This window comes from Clostridium yunnanense (assembly GCF_016595795.1).
GTDB classification, from domain to species: domain Bacteria; phylum Bacillota; class Clostridia; order Clostridiales; family Clostridiaceae; genus Clostridium_AR; species Clostridium_AR yunnanense.
The window spans coordinates 19,003-36,808 of sequence record NZ_JAENHN010000044.1 but is presented as its reverse complement, the minus strand read 5'-3'; the positions used below and the strand labels follow the sequence as shown (position 1 = coordinate 36,808).

The following is a 17,806-nucleotide window of genomic DNA, read 5'->3' as shown; positions in this document are numbered from 1 at the left end:
CGGCCGCATATTCTTGGCATATTGTCAAGTGATAATCTGAAAATTAAAAAAAGACCCACACCACGTATTTGTGATGCAAGTCTTTTCTTAACTTAATGACATTGAGAGACATTCTTCAGCCACTTTTTTGTACATCTGCTTTTCCAACCTGTATTGTTCAACAGGTTTTCTTCTAAAACTATATTTTATGATACTTAAATACATTAACAAAATATACCTAAATCGTAGGAATACATAAAAACTTGGAGCTTTATCTATAAAAATGAGTCTTAGTATAAAATCATAAGTTAGACTAATATAATAACTAAGTGTTATAATTGCAATAGTCTAAAATAATAATATAAGGTAAACATTGCCAAAAAAACCTTATAATAAATAGGAGAGTGTAAAGTTTTATGATGAATGTTAATAAGGAAAAATGTATTGGTTGTGGATTATGCGTAAAGGATTGTTTTGCAAGAGACATAGAAATGGTTGATGGAAAAGCAAAGATTAAGAATGAAGCTTGTTTCAAATGTGGACACTGTGTTGCAATATGTCCTAAAGAAGCAGTTTCAACAGATGAATATAATATGGAAGAAGTTAAAGCATATAACAAAGATGAGTTTGAAATAGAACCAGAAAGGTTAATGAACTTTATTAAGTTTAGAAGAACAGTGAGACAATTTCAATCGAAAGATATTGAGATTGAAAAATTAAATAAAATTATAGAAGCCGGAAGATTCACACAAACTGGAAGTAATGCACAAAATGTTTCTTATGTAGTAGTAAGAGAAAATTTAAATAAATTAAAAGCTTTAGCTTTTGAAAGCTTAAGCAATTACGGTAAATACATGCTTAATAATTTAACTCCTGAGACTGCGCATTTTAAGAGATACGCTGAGATGTGGGTACAAATGAACGAAGAATTTAAGGCTGATAACACTAAGGACAAGTTATTTTTTAATGCACCAGCAGTAGTATTAGTAGTTTCTGAATCTGAGGTTAATGGAGCTCTAGCTTCCTCAAATATGGAGCTTATGGTAGATGCTTTAGGACTAGGAACATTCTTTAGTGGTTTCTTTGTAAGAGCAGCACAAGGTAATAAGGAAATCATGGAGTTACTAGGATTACAAGAAGGCCAAAAGATAGTTACTTGTATGGTGATAGGATATCCTGCAGTGAAATATTCAAGAACTGTACCTAGAAAAGACGTTGTAGTTTCATGGAAGTAGAAATTCTTAATTGACTGCGACTAAGTTAATTTAATAGTCGTAGTATTTGTTATATCAAACCTAATCTACGCATGTTCAAAATTTATTATAATGGATATTTGAACATGCGTAACTTAATGAAGAAGATTAGAATTAAAATTTTTTTATTTCTAAGATATTAACATTAAATAAATATTAATATTATATTGGGTTTGCATTGTAAAGCTCACTGGTATCTTTTGTGAGTTTCTTATTTGGAACTTCATAGATCATACTATTTTCCTCTTTCTTAAAACCATGTCTTGAAAATAGCTCTTTGCTATCATACGAAGCATTGAGTAAAATGTCGTAGCATTCTTTTTCCCTGGCAAACTCAACAAGCTTTGTTAAAATTAAAGTTCCTATTTTTTGTTTTCTGTATGATTGGTGAACATATAGATTAGTTATATGAGCACTTTTTCCGGTTTTATTCTTAATGGATGGGACTGAATCGTAAAAAAATAGCATTCCAGTACCTATAATAGCTGCATTATCTTCTGCTAACATAACCACACAGCTTTTGTTAGCCATCTTTTCTTCAAAATACTTTTTTAGATTTTCTTTTATCTCGTAGTAGTTTTCATCAGTAGGAATCAGTTCTAAGAAGTCTAGTCTTAGTGAAACAAGTAGATGTACATCCTTCTCATCAGTAAATCTATATGAAAGCATAGTTTATTTACTCCTTTAAGTATTTTTAGTGTGAAGTAGTAGTTTATATAATGATGGTATAAAAATTAAGTTATTTTATAACATCATTATATTATTATATTATCAACTGATGCAAAAGTTATACTATGGAATTTAACCATACTATACGGAAGATGTGAAACTTAGCATGAAGTTGTAATATAAGTCATTCATTAATATATTTTCAAAGCTCCCACGGTTCCTTATGAGAGTTTCGAAAATATAAATTTAATATTAATCACATCCTAAGTTTTTTATTAAACAGCTTGAAATCTTGTATAGATGAGCATCAAGATACTTGGAATTGTGTTACTAAGTCTATATATATCTAATGCTAATTATATTATTAAATAAAAAAATGTTACAAAAGAATAAGAAAATTTGTGGTTAACTAGAATAATATTGAAATTATAGATAATACTACTTTAATGGAACTTTATTTTTATTCCTTATGAATTTAAGATGCCATTAAAGACGTAAATAACTATGTACAACGGGCTTGAAACACAATACAAGTTAAAGAATAAAATAAAGAAGAATTTCTCACTTGCCATAATTTATTCAATACACTTAAGAGAAGGCAGATTAGAAAAAATCATTCAAGAAAGTCGCTTCAGCGATTTTTTCATGGAGGTTAATATGAAAGTTGGAATTCCAAAAGGACTATTATATTATAAGTATCATCCTTTCCTAAATACATTCTTTACTGAGCTAGGAGCTGAAATAATAACATCGGAAGATACGAACAAAAAGATTTTAGATGAAGGTGTTAAATATTGTGTTGATGAGGCATGTTTACCTATAAAGATTTTTCATGGCCATGTTTCAATGCTTAGGGATAAATGCGATGTTATTGTTATACCAAGAATAATGCAACTTAGGTCAAGAGAATATATTTGTCCTAAGTTTTGTGGTTTGCCTGAAATGGTTCTAAATAGTATACCAGGTATTGCAGAATCAATAACAGAGCCCATATATGCTGCTTCTGAAAAGGAACTTTATCAGTGGGCCCAGAAGGCTGGAAAAGCAATCACAAATAACAGAACACAAATAAGAAATGCATTTGATAAGGCTTTATGTGAACAAAATAAATACAAAACTGGAATAAAAAATGAGGATTATAAAATTAATGTTGCTTTGGCAGGCCATCCCTACAATTTATACGATAACTTTATAAATATGAATTTAGTTAAGAAATTAAATAAACTAGGGGTTGGGGTTATAACAGAAGAATTCATAGATGATGCCTTAATTGATAATAAAGTTAAAGAGTTGTATAAAAGACCTTTCTGGACTTTTGCTCGTAATGCATATGGATTTACTTTAGAAGCTTCCAACGAAAAAATGGTCGATGGAATAATATATATATCGTCCTTCGCTTGTGGTATTGATTCAGTGATAGTGGAACTTATTAAGGACAAAATTGGAGATTTTCCTTTTATGATTCTTAAGGTTGATGAGCATACTGGGGAAGCGGGTCTAGAAACTAGAGTAGAAGCTTTTGTTGATATGTTAGAAAGGAGCTGTTAATTTGAAAATAACATTTCCACATATGGGTAATGTATATCTTGCAGCTAAGTCGTTATTTGATGGTCTTGGAATTGATTATGTGATACCTAATCAAAATAGTAAATCATCTCTTGAAATAGGGGCACTGCACTCGCCTGAAGAAATATGCCTTCCATTTAAAATAATGATTGGCAACTATATTGAAGCAATTGAACAAGGGGCAGATACTGTGATAATAACTGGAAGTTGTGGGCCTTGCAGATTTGGAGAATACTGCGAGATGCAGATAAATTTACTAAAAAAACTTGGGCATGATTTGGACTTTATAGTTATAGATGCACCAAAAGAAATAGGGATCAAAGAACTATTTGCTAGAGTTAGTAAAATATCATCGGTGAGCGAAAAAACTGTATTTGAAAAATTAAAGGTATTATATGATTCATTAAGAGTAGTTAAGTTAGTTGATGAGGTAGAAGCAAAAGCACATTATCTTGCGGGTTTTGAAAAAGAAGCTGGTAGTTGTAAAAGATTGTTACATAAATGTAAAGCTGAGGCTTTAAAAACTTCAAACCCATCGCAAATGATAAAACATCTTTTAAATTATAAAAAGCAGTTAGATAATGTACAAATAGATAATACAAAAAAACCTATTAAAATAGCAATAATAGGTGAGATATATACTGTAATAGAACCATTTTCTAATCTATATATTGAAGATAAATTAATGGATTATGGTGTTTCAACGGTGAGAAGATTAACTCCTAGTTGGTGGGTGAAAAATACAGCACTTGTTCCAACTAAACTAAATTCTCTAGATATAAGAAAAGGGTCTAAAGAATACCTACCTCTCTATATTGGTGGGCATGCGAGAGAATGTATAGGTGAAGCTGTTTTAGCTCATGAAGATGGATGTGATGGAGCTATTCAGATTTTTCCTATGGGGTGTATGCCTGAGATTGTTTCAAAAGCTATATTACCTAAAATATCTAGTGATAAAGACTTTCCTATAATGTCTTTGGTTGTTGATGAGATGACTGGAGAAGCAGGATATGTCACAAGAATAGAAGCGTTTGTAGATTTACTTGAAAGGAGAAAGATTAGATGTACTACCTTGGCGTAGATGTAGGTTCTGTAAGTACTGATTTAGTGCTTATAGATAATCAAATGAATGTGATAGAAAAACTTTATTTAAGAACAAAAGGAAGACCTATAAATGCTATTCAGCAAGGTTTTAAGATTCTTAAAGAAAAATATAATGGAATAGAGGTCAGTGCAGCAGGAACCACTGGAAGCGGCAGGCATATTGCGTCAACACTAATAGGTGCTGATGCAATAAAAAATGAGATTACAGCTCATGCAGTGGCAGCTCTTGAGATTGATAAAGATGTAAGAACTATAATTGAGATTGGTGGTCAAGATTCAAAGATTATTGTTTTAAAAAATGGAGTGGTTTCTGATTTTGCAATGAATACTGTATGTGCTGCAGGTACTGGTTCATTTCTTGATAGGCAAGCGGAAAGACTAGATATTCCTATTGAAGAGTTTGGCGAATATGCACTTAAGTCTACGACTCCTGTAAGAATAGCTGGAAGATGTGCTGTATTTGCAGAATCTGACATGATACATAAACAGCAACTTGGATATAATGACTCTGATATTATAAGAGGCTTATGCGATGCATTAGTAAGAAACTACTTAAATAACATAGGGAAGGGAAAAGATATTGAATCTAAGGTGTTTTTTCAAGGTGGAGTAGCAGCAAATAAAGGTATGAAAGCTGCTTTTGAAAGTTCCTTAGGGTTTGAGATCTTTGTGCCAGAGCACTACAATATGATGGGGGCTATAGGCTCAGCACTTATTGCAAAAGCAGCTGTTGAAAAAACTGGCAAGAGTAACTTTAAAGGGTTCAATCTAGCTGATAGTAAATTTATATCTAAAAGCTTTGAATGCGAAGGGTGTCCAAATAGGTGTGAAGTTGTTAGAATTAATGAAAACGAAAGTACTATTGGATGTTTTGGAGATAGATGCGGTAAATGGAGTAATAAGAAAGCTATATAGTATATAAGTTTATTTTGACAAATATCAAATTAATAACATATAAGATATTACTATTATCCTTAATAGTAGAGTATAGGTGCTGAAAATTTCAGGTTTTCAGCACCTATACTTTTATTGAACTAAAAAGCTAAATATTTTGATACAAATGAGTTATAATTTAAAATATGGAAATATATTTTTTTTATTTATAATATAAAAAATTATTACTGAAAGTATTTTAAAATATGATTTTTGTTATGGGTATATTAAGGGAGAATTTATGAAAAAGTTAAAAATTGAAGAGATAAAAGTTTATGAGAATTTGGAAAATAAATTGGCTGAGTGCCCATTTTGTGTTTTGGAAAAATGTTATGAGGAGCAGCTTATGCATTCTATTTTAGGCGAAAGAATAATGGATGTTGATTTCTATCCTAAAATAGGAAATGAGCATAATTTTTGTGAAAATCATATTGAAAAATTAAATAGAGGTAGTGATAAATTAGGCTTAGCTATAATGTTAGATAAAATAATAAATGAGGAAAAGAAAAAATTATATAAGAACAAAACCCTACAAAAAAATGATAATTCAATAGTTAAGAAGTTATTGTCTTTATCAAAAAATCCTAGTAGACCTTCAAATATAAAGGCAAACTGTGAATGTTTTATATGTTGTAAACTTGATGAAAACAATAAAGATAATATTAAGGTAACCATTGAACTTTGGAAAAAGGACATTGATTTTAGAGAGCTTTACAAAAATTCTAGGGGATTTTGTAGTAATCATTATATAAATATGATTAATGAGTTGGAGAAATTGCCTGAAAATAAAGGCATAGCTGATATGTATGAGGTTACTAATCAAATACATATAAAAAATTTAGAAAGACTTCAGGAAGAACTGCAATGGTTTATTAAAAAATTTGATTATCTTAATGCTGATAAGCCTTGGGGAACATCTAAAGATTCTGTACAAAGAGCACTTGAGAAACTTTTGGGGAATTATTGATTAGAAGTTATTTTTTTTATAATAGTGGATTAAAAACTCTGCTTGGAAGTTAGCAGAGTTTTTAAAATTAATAAGTTTCAATATGAAGTGGTACATCAATATTAAAAGTTAGATAACTTTGGATTGTTATTTATTATCTTATATATATCTAACAAGACTAGGTTTATTGTAAGCCATACTAATCCAAAAACATATCCATTATAGATTGCGCTTGGATTTTCTATATTAGATAAAATAGGCGAAATTCCAGATAATAAACATATTAATAAAGTTAATGCAATTAAAATAGCAGCATACAGATATTTTTTTATGTATTTTAAAAGCACAAAAGTAGAAAATCCATATGCAACAATTGAAATTAAACCTTCGTGGCTAGGGAAAGTGTAGTCTATATTACTATAATAGTTTGATATTGGATTCAACCGCTTAAATATAGTATTCAAGCATATACATAATATTTCTCCTCCAATTATGGTTGTAAATAGAAATTGAAGCTCAAGCCTTGGAGTAGAACTTTTTTTAATTATAAACATCGCAATAACAAAGATTAAAATAACTATAAATATATTGGAAGTGAAGAGTGTCAATACGGTAATAAATTTTGATAAACTGCTTGAAAAAATATCTTTTATATAATACGTTGCTACTAAGTTAAATTGATTTAAATCAGATGTTATATAATCTTGAACTATCCCTACAATTAACGCAAAGATTCCTATAAGTGCAAGCGTTAATATACTCATAACATTACGATTTCTTACAAAGGAATATATGTAGATAAATGTGTTGTTAAGTATTTTATAACTAAATCTTGCTAACTTGAATCCATGATTTTTATATGAATATATACCTCCAACAATCATAAGCAATATGAGAAAAATATAAGAAATATATTTTGATATATAGCTATCAAGTTTTTCCCAGTTAGGACCTAAAAACATACCTAAGGATATAAAAGTAAAAGTCCAAATTAATGCCCCTAAATATGCATTTATAGCGAATTTTTTATAAGATATTTTAGTTATACCAGAAAAATATCCTGTAATATGTCTAACCCCTGGAATGAAGTAGGAGAAGAGTAATAAATTATTCCCATAGGAATTGAACCAATTTGATGGTTTCTCTAAGTTTTTTTTATCTAGATGAAAGTATGAAAAATATTTGTTAATAAATTCAATTCCAAATTTTCTTCCTATTAGGTATGAAACACTTATTCCTAGTATTACACCTGAGGTAGCTGATAAAACACTTAGTATGAGATTAAGTTTAGATTCATATATGAGAAAACCACAATAAGTCATCATTATCTCTCCTGGGAGAGGAAACGCTATAAGCTCTAAGGTTAAACATATAAATAAAATGGCGTAACTATAGCTATTAAAAAGATCCATTATAAGTTGCACAGTATCACCTCCTACTATATAGACACATTACTTCAATATAGGATTTATACTTTTAAATTGAAGTAATCTATTAACATTGCTTATCATAAGTATTTGTAATAAAACCACATTTTATGTCTAAATTATTCCATAAAAGAAAATTTTATAAATAGTAAGCTATTCATAAGTTAACGTTAGAACCCTATAGTATAATTATACTAATTAAAAATAAATATTAGTGTTGCAAAATTTGGAGGAATCATGATTAGAAAACTTTCAAGAGGATTAGGTGCTTCTATAAGAAAATTTACTGGAAAAGGTAAGAATTTAAAAAAAGAAATTGGAGCTTTGTACCTGGCTTATAAAAGAAAAGATATTCCCATATATACGAAGATAATCATTATGGTTGTAGTTGCATATGCATTAAGTCCAATAGATATTATACCAGATTTTATCCCAGTTCTAGGCCTTCTTGATGATATAATAATTGTTCCTTTAGGAATCGCTTTAGCTGTTAGACTTATACCAAAGGATGTTATGGATCAGTGCAGAATTGATGCTGAAAGACAATATAATAAAATAAAGAAAAAAAGTTATCTATTTGCTATCTTAATAGTATTGGTTTGGATTCTTATTATTACATACATAATTCTAAAGATTAAGAGCTGGCTTTATTAGAAGTCCCAAACAGTACAAAATATAAATTCAATTAAATCTTATTAAATTGGTTCTTGTAAAATAACTTCTATATTTAAGCACAAAATTAGTAATCATAAGGATATATGTTAAAGTTTTACTGTTTGTGAACGAAACAATATATATGCAGACAAGAAATCATTAGGGGGATTTATTATGTTAAAAATATCAGAAAATGAAGTTCTAGAATCGTTTAATACAGTATTACCATATTTAATGCTTTTATTTGATGATGAAGCATCTTTTGCTATTACCGATGAAAATAAATATTTGTTAATTGAAAACTGCAGTAACTTACAGATTAAAGCAAAAGTAGGGGACATAATTCCTAAAGGTGGAGCGATACATAAAGCAATTAGTTCAGGAAAAACAATTATAATGGATGTTCCTAAGGAAGTATATGGAATACCTTTTAAGTCATACGCAATTCCAATAAAGAATGATAATAATATAGTAGTTGGTTCAATTGTGGTAGGTAAGTCTTTAGAAAAAAGAAATCAGGTTCTATCAACTTCTGAGGCGGTAGCTGCTTCACTTGAACAGATATCTGCATCTATTCAAAGTCTAACAGAAGGAGTGCAGAAAGTAGTTAATTCTAACAATGAAATTTTAAGTGAGGTAAAAGTTGCAAAAGAAAGCACAAAGGGTACAGATGATATTTTAAGATTTGTTGAAAATGTCTCACATCAAACTAATCTGTTAGGCATAAATGCTGCTATTGAAGCGGCAAGAGCAGGAGAACTCGGTAAGGGATTCGGCGTAGTAGCACAAGAGATCAGAAAATTATCAGCTTCAAGCAGCGAGTCAATTAAAAAGATAAATGGTGTACTTACTAAGATTGAAGGATCTGTTGGAAAGATTTCAACTAAAGTAAGTGATACAAGTGCTATTTTTGAGTTACAGGCAGCGGCTTTTGAAGAAATATCGGCTTCAATTCAAGAATTAAGTGCCAATGCAAATGTTTTAGATCAATTAGCGAGAAAGCTTTAATTAAAAATCATTATTTTGATATGTTGATAATATCAAAGTAATGATTTTTTGCTATATGTATCTAAAATGTTAAGTTTATGTGAATTTACTTGTGTTATTTACAAAATTCTATGTATAATATTACCATATATTAGATTCATAGGAAGAATAGTTTGAAGAAGGAGAAAAAAATGACGGTACTAATTCCTCAAAAAGTTGAGCAAGTACTTTTTGCTTATGAGAATGAATTAAAGTGTACTTTTAATAATAAAATTTTTGGAGTGTATATATATAACTCTGTTGCATTAGGAAACTTTGATGAGAATAAAAGTGATATAGATTTTATCACAATAATTAATGAAGATTTTAATGAAGTAGAATTAAAAAAAATAAAATTAATTCATCAAAAACTTTTAAATGCACACAAATATGCAAGTAAGATGGAAGGAATGTACATAAGGACCGATAGAGTAGGTAAAGGAAATGATGAGATTTCACCTTATTTATACTTTTCGGATAAAAAGCTTCATGAGTACGGATATTATGATATAAATTCAGTCACTTGGTGGACTCTAAAGAACTATGGAATTCCTATAAAGAGCCCAGATGTGTCAAATTTAAAGTTGAATATTCAGTGGAATGACGTTATAACAAACATGAATCATAATCTTAATTATTATTGGAAAAGAAAACTAGAAAATAAACTTATTTTTATGACAGATAACTGGATTGAATTTTCAATTTTAACATTATGCAGAATACTATACACTTTTGAAAACAATAAAATTACTTCTAAGACAGAGGCAGCTGAATTTGCTGCTAAGATAGTAAATGAAAAGTATAAAAAGATTATTTCAGAAGCATTGAGAATAAGAACTGAAACTTCCAAAAAATCTTTGTATACATTTAGAGTGACTAGATTAAGGGATACAAGAAGCTTCATTGAAGATATAATAAGTTATTGTAATGATAAATATAATTTGATCTAGTTATTTAAAACTTCAACTTTAAGCTAGTTTTAAAAGTTTGGACAAATTTACTTGTTTAAACCTTTTAGGTATTTGTTTTTTGCTTTGAAGCATTCATTTATATGAACTATATGATGTCGTGTAACAGGCATAAGCAGGATGCCAGAAACAGTTTTTTTGCTCCAAAAGTCAACAAGCCAGTTTGCAGCAGGCAGACTTGATACAGCTTTTTCTTCAATGATTAAATTTAAGGCTTCTTTGGGAAATTTCCTTTTTAGATCTGTAAATTTAAGATTTTTAATAATATTTTGAGACTTTCTTCCTACAGCTATTCTATAGTTACGAACTTCGTTTATATCTAAGCTTTTACTAAATTCTAGAATTTCTATTGGATTAAGTTCATTTCCGGTAGTACAAATTGGAGAGTGTGTCCTTTTAAGCCAATTATCAGTATTAATTACCTGGTCATCACCAGCTACAAGAATATTCATTGTTATATCCTCAATTCGGGCTGAATGCCACAAACCATATAAAATAGTCCTACCTTTTTCATTAATAGAAGTTCTCATACTAGTTTCATCTAAATCTTTCCATAAGTCATCTTCAAAGCTTTCCGTTTTTATTGAAGACATTTCAGAAAGATGTACCATAGAGTGCTGTTGTAAACATAGTTTAATGGCTGTTTCAAATTTACTGTCGTCTAATATAAATGATTTTAGTGACTTTTGGTTTTCATTCCACTGGGTCTTTTTATCTACCATAATCCTTAATCTCCCTTATATTACAAAATGCCATTGAATATTAAATCGAAATATAGTAAAAAATACTTTTATGCAATTATAACATATATTTACAAAAGCTCAAAAATTCAATGTTTAAATATAAATTAATATATGAATTTAATCTTTTTAGTATTCTAAAAATGAATTCGAAATGTTTTACATATTTTGTTGTTATTTTAGGAGGTATATATGGATTATCAAAGGTACTTTAAAGAAGAAGTAAGCGATGAAGAAATATTAAAAGCATATGCTATTGTGCTACCAATGCTTAAGAATTTAGTTAGAGATGATATGGCTTTCGGTCTTTCCGATAAAGAAAAGTATTTGTTTTATGTATCGGCAAAGGAGTTTGATTTAAACGTTACTTATGGTACAGAAGTGGTTGATTTAGTAAAACAATGTATAAGAAGTGGGAATATTGAAAAGGGAACAATTCCTCAAGAAGTTCTTGGTAAAGAAATTAGAGTAATTGCGGCACCTATAAGAAACAATAGAGGACAGATTATAGGGACAATAAGTGATGGGATAAGTATGGATGAAAGTAAGTATCTTATTAGTAGTATTGGAGATTTAAGTGAGTCCATAACCCAAGTATCACAAAGTGTAAATGAAATTGCGAAGTCATCTACAGAATTAGCTCATGCTGGACAGAAAGCCTTAGAACTTACTACACGTACTATGGAGGCTTCAGATAAGACAAAGGAAGCTTTAGATATAATCAAGGCTATTGCAGATCAAACAAATCTTTTGGGCCTAAATGCTGCGATAGAATCAGCCAGAGTTGGAGAATTAGGAAAGGGATTCAATGTAGTTGCTAGTGAAATTAGAAAATTAGCAGTGCAAAGTAAAGAATCTGTATCTACAATAAGAGACATAATAGAGAGTGTAAATAATTCTGTTGAAAATATATCACAAGCCATAAAAGAAACTGCAGTTTTGAGTGAAAATCAAGCAGCAGTTACAGAAGAAATTAGTGCTGCTGTTGCGAATATAAATCAAAGTATAAATGCTTTAAATGATTTTAGTAAAAGATTTTTATGATAAAAATTAGATTTTATTGCTAAAAAGAGGTTGATTTATATAAACATTAATGGTATTATAAGTATGTAACTTAAATGAAACGTAAATAATGTAACACAAATATATTTCAATTAGTGCTTATTATTATGAGGACATCGAAATTTTATTGTGAATTATTACAGAAGTTTAAGAAAAAAATAAAATTTCGGAGGTACACAGAAATGACTGGTACAGTTAAATGGTTTAACGCAGAAAAAGGATACGGATTTATAACAGGAGAAGATGGAAAAGACGTTTTCGCTCATTTCTCACAAATCCAAAAAGATGGTTACAAGACTCTTGAAGAAGGTCAAAAAGTTAACTACGAAGTAGCTCAAGGACCTAAAGGACCTCAAGCTGAAAATATCACTTTAGCTTAATAAATTGATATTTAACCCTTAAAGATTTATCTTTAAGGGTTTTTTATTTTATTTATTTTTAATTAACTTTATAAATTTGAGTAGGAACTGCAGTGATTTATTAATTTGAGTGGTACACATCTATAGTTATTTGAGAAAATATTTTATACGAATATGGAAAGAATATTAAAAGAAGAAGTTATATTGAGATTTATATAGATAATATAATTTGCTTAATAGGTAAAGAATTGTAATAAGATTTTCAAATAGTTTTTGACTGAAGTAATATATCTTATAGAAATTAATGTTTTAGAAAGGGTGCTATATATGAGCGAAATTGCTAGAAGATTGGATCAATGTAGAAAGCCCACTGGAGATGTAGGGAAATTAGTTGTTGAAAATATGAATGAAAGTCATTTTAATCTAACTACTTGGGGACTTGAGAAAATTGATATAAATAAGAACTATGTTATTTTAGATATTGGTTGCGGGGGAGGAAAGACAGTAAATCGATTAGCACAAAAAGTTGATGAAGGAAAAGTTTATGGTATGGATTATTCAGACGATTGTGTCAGATGGTCTATTGATGAAAATAAAAGTTATATTGATGAAAATAAAGTGGAGATCTTTCAGGGAACTGCCGAAAGCATTCCTTTTAAAAATGAAAAATTTGATCTGATTACTTCAGTAGAAACAATATATTTTTGGCCTAATATTAAAGAGTGTTTTAAAGAGATAAAGAGGACATTAAAGGTTGAAGGAACCTTTTTGATTATAAATGAAATGTATAAGAGTGATAAATTTAAAGAAAGAAATGAGAAGTTTGCAGAAGTAGGGGCGATGAATATATTTAGTGCAGATGAACTAGAAAATTTATTAAAGGATGTAGGGTTTGAAGAAATAGAAATTGATTTGATAGAAGATAAGAATTGGTTAAGGTGCATGGGTAAAAAAAATAGATGAAAACAAGATAAGGAGGAAATCTATGTTTCTCCTTATCTTGTTATTGTATAGGAACCAAACATGAAGGAAAAGTCTTCGCAAAGTATAATGAAAAATAACATGTCTTTTCTTAATAAAAATAACATTTACTTAAGTATTATGGAAAATTAAGTGTATAATAAAAAGGAGTCAGAATTATGAAATTATTTTTAGATACAGCTAATGTTAATGAGGTTAGATAAGCAAATTGTGTGGAGTTATATTGGTATAACCACTAAATATAAGCTAAATTGAAAAGTAATGAAGAAATTTACGAAGCTATTAAAGGAATTACTACACATCAAATGCTTAGGAAGCCATTAACAGATAGAGGTATAGAAAAGTTCATTAATGACTGGAAAACTATATTTGGCTAAAAACGGAGGAGATAGAATGAGTAAAAATATTGATAATTTAACTGTAGACTCTATAAGATTACTTTCAGCAGAAGCTGTACAAAAAGCTAATTCAGGTCATCCTGGATTGCCAATGGGAGCAGCTCCGATGGCTTATGCCATTTTTGATAAGGTTATGAAACATAGCCCTAAGAATCCTAAATGGTTCAATAGAGATAGATTCGTGCTATCAGCTGGACATGGTTCAATGCTTTTATACTCACTTTTACACTTATATGGATATGGACTTACAGTTGATGACTTGAAGGATTTTAGGCAAAAGGATAGTAAGACTCCAGGACATCCAGAGTATGGGCACACTGTAGGTGTTGAAATTACTACTGGACCTCTAGGTCAAGGGCAAGTTAATGCAGTTGGTATGGCTATGGCTGAAAGTTTTTTAGCTAAAAAGTTCAATAGGCCTGGTTATGAAATTGTTGATCACTACACTTATGCTTTATCTGGTGATGGTGATATGATGGAAGGTATAACTGGTGAAGGAGCTTCACTAGCTGCTACTCTAGGATTAGGTAAGCTTATAGTATTATATGACTCAAATAAAATATCTATAGAAGGTGATACTGATATAGCCTTCAGAGAAGACGTTGGAGCAAGATATGCAGCATATGGATGGCAAGTACTTACAGTAGAAGACGGAAATGACGTTGCTGCAATTACAAATGCACTAGAAGAAGCTAAAAAAGAAGCTGAAAAACCATCATTAGTTATAGTAAAGACAGTAATAGGGTATGGTTCACCTAAAGCGGGAACTTCTTCAGTTCATGGAGAACCTCTAGGTGTTGAAAATATTAAAAAAGCTAAGGAATTCTTAGGATGGAGTTATGAAGAAGAGTTCCATGTTCCAAAGGAAGTTAGAGAACATTTGTGTGAAACCATAGAAAAAGGAACTAAAGCAGAAGAAGAGTGGAACAAACTTTTCGAAAGCTACAAGAAGGAATATCCAGAACTTGCTAGTGAATGGGAGCTTTGGAATAGTGGAGAAGTTAAAGCGGATTTACTCTCAAATGAAGAATATTGGAGTTTTGAAGGTAAGCTTGCTACAAGAGTATCTTCAGAAAAAGTTATAAATAGATTAATGGATTTAGTACCTAACCTAATTGGTGGTTCCGCAGATCTTGCACCTTCTACCAAAACTTATATGAAAGGAAAAGGAGATTTCTCTAAGGAAGATAGAAGTGGAAGAAATCTTCACTTCGGAGTAAGAGAACATGCAATGTCAGCTATAGCTAATGGTATTGCAGTTCATGGAGGGCTTGTACCTTACGTTTCAACTTTCTTTGTATTCAGTGACTATATGAAGGCTTCGATGAGATTATCAGCGCTTATGAAGATTCCAGTAGTTTATGTATTGACTCATGATAGTATTGGAGTAGGTGAGGATGGGCCAACACACGAACCAATTGAGCAATTAGCAATGCTTAGAAGCATACCTAATATGCATGTGTTTAGACCAGCTGATTCAAAAGAAACCGCTGCTGCATGGTTACATGCATTAAAGAGAAAGGATGGTCCTACTTCAATAGTACTATCAAGACAAAATCTTCCTCTATATAATGAAACGTCAACAGAAGCTTTAAAGGGGGCTTATATATTAAAAGATAGTGAAAAAGAAGTTCCAGATATGCTTCTTATGGCAACGGGCTCAGAAGTTGAGTTAATATACGAAGCTCAATCAAAGCTTAAGGAAGAAGGAATTGATGCAAGAGTAATTTCAATACCATCTTTAGAAGTTTTTGAGGCTCAAGGAGAAGATTATAAAGAGAAGTTAATGCCGAGGTCTGTAAGAAAGAGAGTGGCAGTTGAAGCAGCATCATCATTTGGATGGCATAAATATGTTGGATTAGATGGTAAAGTTGTTTCGATTGATACCTTTGGAGCATCAGCGCCTGGAGATATACTTTTCAAAGAATTTGGATTTACAGTAGAGAATGTTATTAAAACTGCGAAAGAGCTTTAAGAAATAGAGTGTTCAACCTTAAATCAAAGACCTACAGAGTTATGAGACTTCTCTGTAGGTCCATTTATTTATCTTGATATGTATAATTTTTATAATATAATCTCTTCAATGCTTACTAAATTTGTTCCTTCAAATTCCATACAAACTATAAATGGCATTAGATCTATTATTCTTAAAAAGCCGTTATAATCGAAGTTTTTGTCATAATAATTAATAATTGTACCAAGAGCAGTTCCATGAGTTCCAATCACGATGTTTTCCTTTTGATGCTTTTCTAGTATACTATGTAAAGCTTGGACATTTCTATTTTGAACTTCCTTAAGACTTTCACCCTCTGCTAACTTAAAGTTAAAATCCTCCCATTGATTACGAGCAAAGGTATGGAAATCTTCAATCCAAGAATTACTAATCTTTCTTTCTCTTAGATCATCAATTATCGATATCTCTAAACCATTTTTGTTTGTAAAATCTAAGATGGTGTCGATAGATCTTTTATAAGGGCTACAGTATGCTTTGGTAATATCTTTATCTTGTAGAAAATCGCTTACCTTAAGAGTTGATTTTAATCCATCTTCAGTTAAAGGTCTTATTAAATCGTCATGTACGTTAAAGTCTGGAAGTGCATGGCGAACGAAAAAGATTTTACTCATAATACCTCCTAAAAAATAATTTCACAGATAATTATATCATAAATATAAATTAATGGGTAATCTTACAACTTAAGTCTGAAAGGTCACTTAATACTAATACATAGTTTATACAAATAGAATTTATATAACAACTTAACCTCAAAGGTTTTTTAACATAAATTAAAATTAGTAAAGGTGGATTAAATAATATAAATAAAAATGCACCTCCAAATATTAGTTTTGTCTAATATTTGGGGTGCACTTCATAAATAGCTACTTAAATTTATGAAATTATATACGTTAGCTTTCTTTCGTGCTACTGCTTTGGAAGGTGCTTTACAGGCATACTTGTATTTTCATTAAATTCAGCATTTACTGGATTAGCTGCAGATTTATTATTTTTATTTCTATAATAAGATTTTTCGCCGGTTCTATTATTTTTTCCTAATTTTTGAGTCATAATTAGCCACCATTATGTAAAACTTAAGACTATATGAAAGTCCTTGTTTACATCCTTCCTTTTAGTATAGGTTTTCTAATTAATTATAGTGTAAATTAAGTTTAAAGATATTCTTCAGGTGAATGCCTAACTGGTTTCTTCGCATCCTTATTCCAGACTATCTTTACTGGATTTGGATTGTAATTTTTACCTTTACCGTGATCTTTATGAACTGGTTTATTTATATGATTTGTACTTTGCATGACATATACACCTCCATATTTATCTCATTTAAACTTACAAATTATACATGTCCAAAATTATCTTTGAGGTAAGCCTCTTACTGGTTCGCTCATGTCTTTATCTCCGTTTGTATTTACAGGATTTGGTTCTGAGTTCTTGTGTTTATTTAGATAAGCTTTTTTATCACCTAATTTTTTCTTGCCGTTAGCTTGTTGCATATCAAATCACCTCCACTAATATTCTTTGTTTTTGAAGCGAAACTATTCCTGTTAAGTTATTGAAAACTTGAGGAACAATATATAAAATATCAACAACATCAAATAGTATTAGGGAAAAGATAATGAAAAATATAGATTGATGACTTATTAAATAAATATGGAATAAAATTTTCAGTTTTATAAAAATAAAGTTATTAATATATCATAGAAGAAAAGCTAGAAAGTACTAAGACTCCT

20 protein-coding genes are annotated in these 17,806 nt (G+C 30.0%); 13 read left to right on the top strand and 7 right to left on the bottom strand.

Going from position 1 to position 17,806, the window contains the following annotated elements; genetic code table 11:
• The first annotated feature begins 395 nt into the window (after window positions 1–395).
• Window positions 396–1,214 (top strand): nitroreductase family protein, encoded by an 819-nt coding sequence (locus JHL18_RS15895; RefSeq protein WP_200270956.1) that lies wholly within the window; start codon window positions 396–398, stop codon window positions 1,212–1,214.
• A 180-nt stretch (window positions 1,215–1,394) separates the two neighbouring features.
• Here the strand turns inward: JHL18_RS15895 and JHL18_RS15890 are convergent, their stop codons facing one another.
• A complete protein-coding gene (locus JHL18_RS15890) occupies window positions 1,395–1,901 on the bottom strand; it encodes a GNAT family N-acetyltransferase (protein ID WP_200270954.1) in 507 nt (168 codons plus the stop codon).
• Window positions 1,902–2,558: 657 nt separating this feature from the next.
• Between JHL18_RS15890 and JHL18_RS15885 the strand changes: the two genes are divergently transcribed.
• The 4 genes from JHL18_RS15885 to JHL18_RS15870 all read left to right on the top strand — a co-directional run bounded on the left by JHL18_RS15885 (window position 2,559) and on the right by JHL18_RS15870 (window position 6,471).
• Window positions 2,559–3,449: an acyl-CoA dehydratase activase-related protein gene (locus JHL18_RS15885; protein WP_200270952.1), complete on the top strand. Its 891-nt coding sequence runs from the start codon at window positions 2,559–2,561 to the stop codon at window positions 3,447–3,449.
• Window position 3,450: 1 nt separating this feature from the next.
• Window positions 3,451–4,548, top strand: coding sequence for a 2-hydroxyglutaryl-CoA dehydratase (locus JHL18_RS15880; protein ID WP_200270950.1), 1,098 nt, complete (start codon window positions 3,451–3,453; stop codon window positions 4,546–4,548).
• Window positions 4,530–5,486, top strand: a complete 957-nt coding sequence (locus JHL18_RS15875) for an acyl-CoA dehydratase activase (protein ID WP_200270948.1) — start codon at window positions 4,530–4,532, stop codon at window positions 5,484–5,486. The genes JHL18_RS15880 and JHL18_RS15875 overlap by 19 nt, the downstream gene beginning before the upstream one ends.
• Before the next feature lie 259 nt (window positions 5,487–5,745).
• On the top strand, window positions 5,746–6,471 hold the full coding sequence (locus tag JHL18_RS15870) for a DUF6062 family protein (protein WP_200270946.1): 726 nt from the start codon (window positions 5,746–5,748) through the stop codon (window positions 6,469–6,471).
• Between the two features lie 101 nt (window positions 6,472–6,572).
• Here JHL18_RS15870 and JHL18_RS15865 read toward each other — a convergent pair whose 3' ends face one another.
• A complete protein-coding gene (locus JHL18_RS15865; RefSeq protein WP_200270944.1) occupies window positions 6,573–7,874 on the bottom strand; it encodes a VTT domain-containing protein in 1,302 nt (433 codons plus the stop codon).
• A gap of 240 nt (window positions 7,875–8,114) precedes the next feature.
• On the opposite strand from JHL18_RS15865, the gene JHL18_RS15860 reads away from it, so the two are divergent.
• The 3 genes from JHL18_RS15860 (at window position 8,115) to JHL18_RS15850 (ending at window position 10,507) form a co-directional block, all read left to right on the top strand.
• The gene (locus tag JHL18_RS15860) at window positions 8,115–8,531 is read left to right on the top strand and encodes a YkvA family protein (protein ID WP_200270942.1); all 417 of its coding nucleotides are present in this window, start codon (window positions 8,115–8,117) and stop codon (window positions 8,529–8,531) included.
• A 174-nt stretch (window positions 8,532–8,705) separates the two neighbouring features.
• The gene (locus JHL18_RS15855) at window positions 8,706–9,539 is read left to right on the top strand and encodes a methyl-accepting chemotaxis protein (protein ID WP_200270940.1); all 834 of its coding nucleotides are present in this window, start codon (window positions 8,706–8,708) and stop codon (window positions 9,537–9,539) included.
• Between the two features lie 170 nt (window positions 9,540–9,709).
• The gene (locus JHL18_RS15850; protein WP_200270937.1) at window positions 9,710–10,507 is read left to right on the top strand and encodes an aminoglycoside adenylyltransferase domain-containing protein; all 798 of its coding nucleotides are present in this window, start codon (window positions 9,710–9,712) and stop codon (window positions 10,505–10,507) included.
• Between the two features lie 47 nt (window positions 10,508–10,554).
• Here the strand turns inward: JHL18_RS15850 and JHL18_RS15845 are convergent, their stop codons facing one another.
• Window positions 10,555–11,247 carry a DinB family protein gene (locus JHL18_RS15845; RefSeq protein ID WP_200270935.1) on the bottom strand — a complete coding sequence of 231 codons (693 nt, stop codon included), beginning with the start codon at window positions 11,245–11,247 and terminating at the stop codon, window positions 10,555–10,557.
• 210 nt (window positions 11,248–11,457) lie between these two features.
• Here JHL18_RS15845 and JHL18_RS15840 point away from each other — a divergent pair, with 210 nt between their 5' ends.
• The 5 genes from JHL18_RS15840 (at window position 11,458) to tkt (ending at window position 16,040) form a co-directional block, all read left to right on the top strand.
• Entirely contained in the window at window positions 11,458–12,309 is an 852-nt protein-coding gene (locus tag JHL18_RS15840; protein ID WP_200270933.1) for a methyl-accepting chemotaxis protein, read from the top strand.
• 200 nt (window positions 12,310–12,509) lie between these two features.
• The gene (locus JHL18_RS15835; protein ID WP_183277507.1) at window positions 12,510–12,707 is read left to right on the top strand and encodes a cold-shock protein; all 198 of its coding nucleotides are present in this window, start codon (window positions 12,510–12,512) and stop codon (window positions 12,705–12,707) included.
• A gap of 306 nt (window positions 12,708–13,013) precedes the next feature.
• Window positions 13,014–13,649 carry a class I SAM-dependent methyltransferase gene (locus tag JHL18_RS15830; protein WP_200270931.1) on the top strand — a complete coding sequence of 212 codons (636 nt, stop codon included), beginning with the start codon at window positions 13,014–13,016 and terminating at the stop codon, window positions 13,647–13,649.
• A 269-nt stretch (window positions 13,650–13,918) separates the two neighbouring features.
• Window positions 13,919–14,044, top strand: coding sequence for a hypothetical protein (locus JHL18_RS26305; RefSeq protein WP_274600970.1), 126 nt, complete (start codon window positions 13,919–13,921; stop codon window positions 14,042–14,044).
• 16 nt (window positions 14,045–14,060) lie between these two features.
• Window positions 14,061–16,040 carry a transketolase gene (gene tkt, locus JHL18_RS15825; protein ID WP_200270929.1) on the top strand — a complete coding sequence of 660 codons (1,980 nt, stop codon included), beginning with the start codon at window positions 14,061–14,063 and terminating at the stop codon, window positions 16,038–16,040.
• Window positions 16,041–16,129: 89 nt separating this feature from the next.
• Here tkt and JHL18_RS15820 read toward each other — a convergent pair whose 3' ends face one another.
• From JHL18_RS15820 to JHL18_RS15805, 4 genes are all read right to left on the bottom strand, one after another.
• A complete protein-coding gene (locus tag JHL18_RS15820; protein ID WP_200270927.1) occupies window positions 16,130–16,690 on the bottom strand; it encodes a histidine phosphatase family protein in 561 nt (186 codons plus the stop codon).
• Window positions 16,691–16,985: 295 nt separating this feature from the next.
• Window positions 16,986–17,129, bottom strand: a complete 144-nt coding sequence (locus JHL18_RS15815; RefSeq protein WP_200270925.1) for a hypothetical protein — start codon at window positions 17,127–17,129, stop codon at window positions 16,986–16,988.
• Window positions 17,130–17,230: 101 nt separating this feature from the next.
• Window positions 17,231–17,371 carry a hypothetical protein gene (locus tag JHL18_RS15810; RefSeq protein WP_183277495.1) on the bottom strand — a complete coding sequence of 47 codons (141 nt, stop codon included), beginning with the start codon at window positions 17,369–17,371 and terminating at the stop codon, window positions 17,231–17,233.
• 57 nt (window positions 17,372–17,428) lie between these two features.
• Window positions 17,429–17,569 carry a hypothetical protein gene (locus JHL18_RS15805; RefSeq protein ID WP_200270922.1) on the bottom strand — a complete coding sequence of 47 codons (141 nt, stop codon included), beginning with the start codon at window positions 17,567–17,569 and terminating at the stop codon, window positions 17,429–17,431.
• Between the last annotated feature and the right edge of the window lie 237 nt (window positions 17,570–17,806).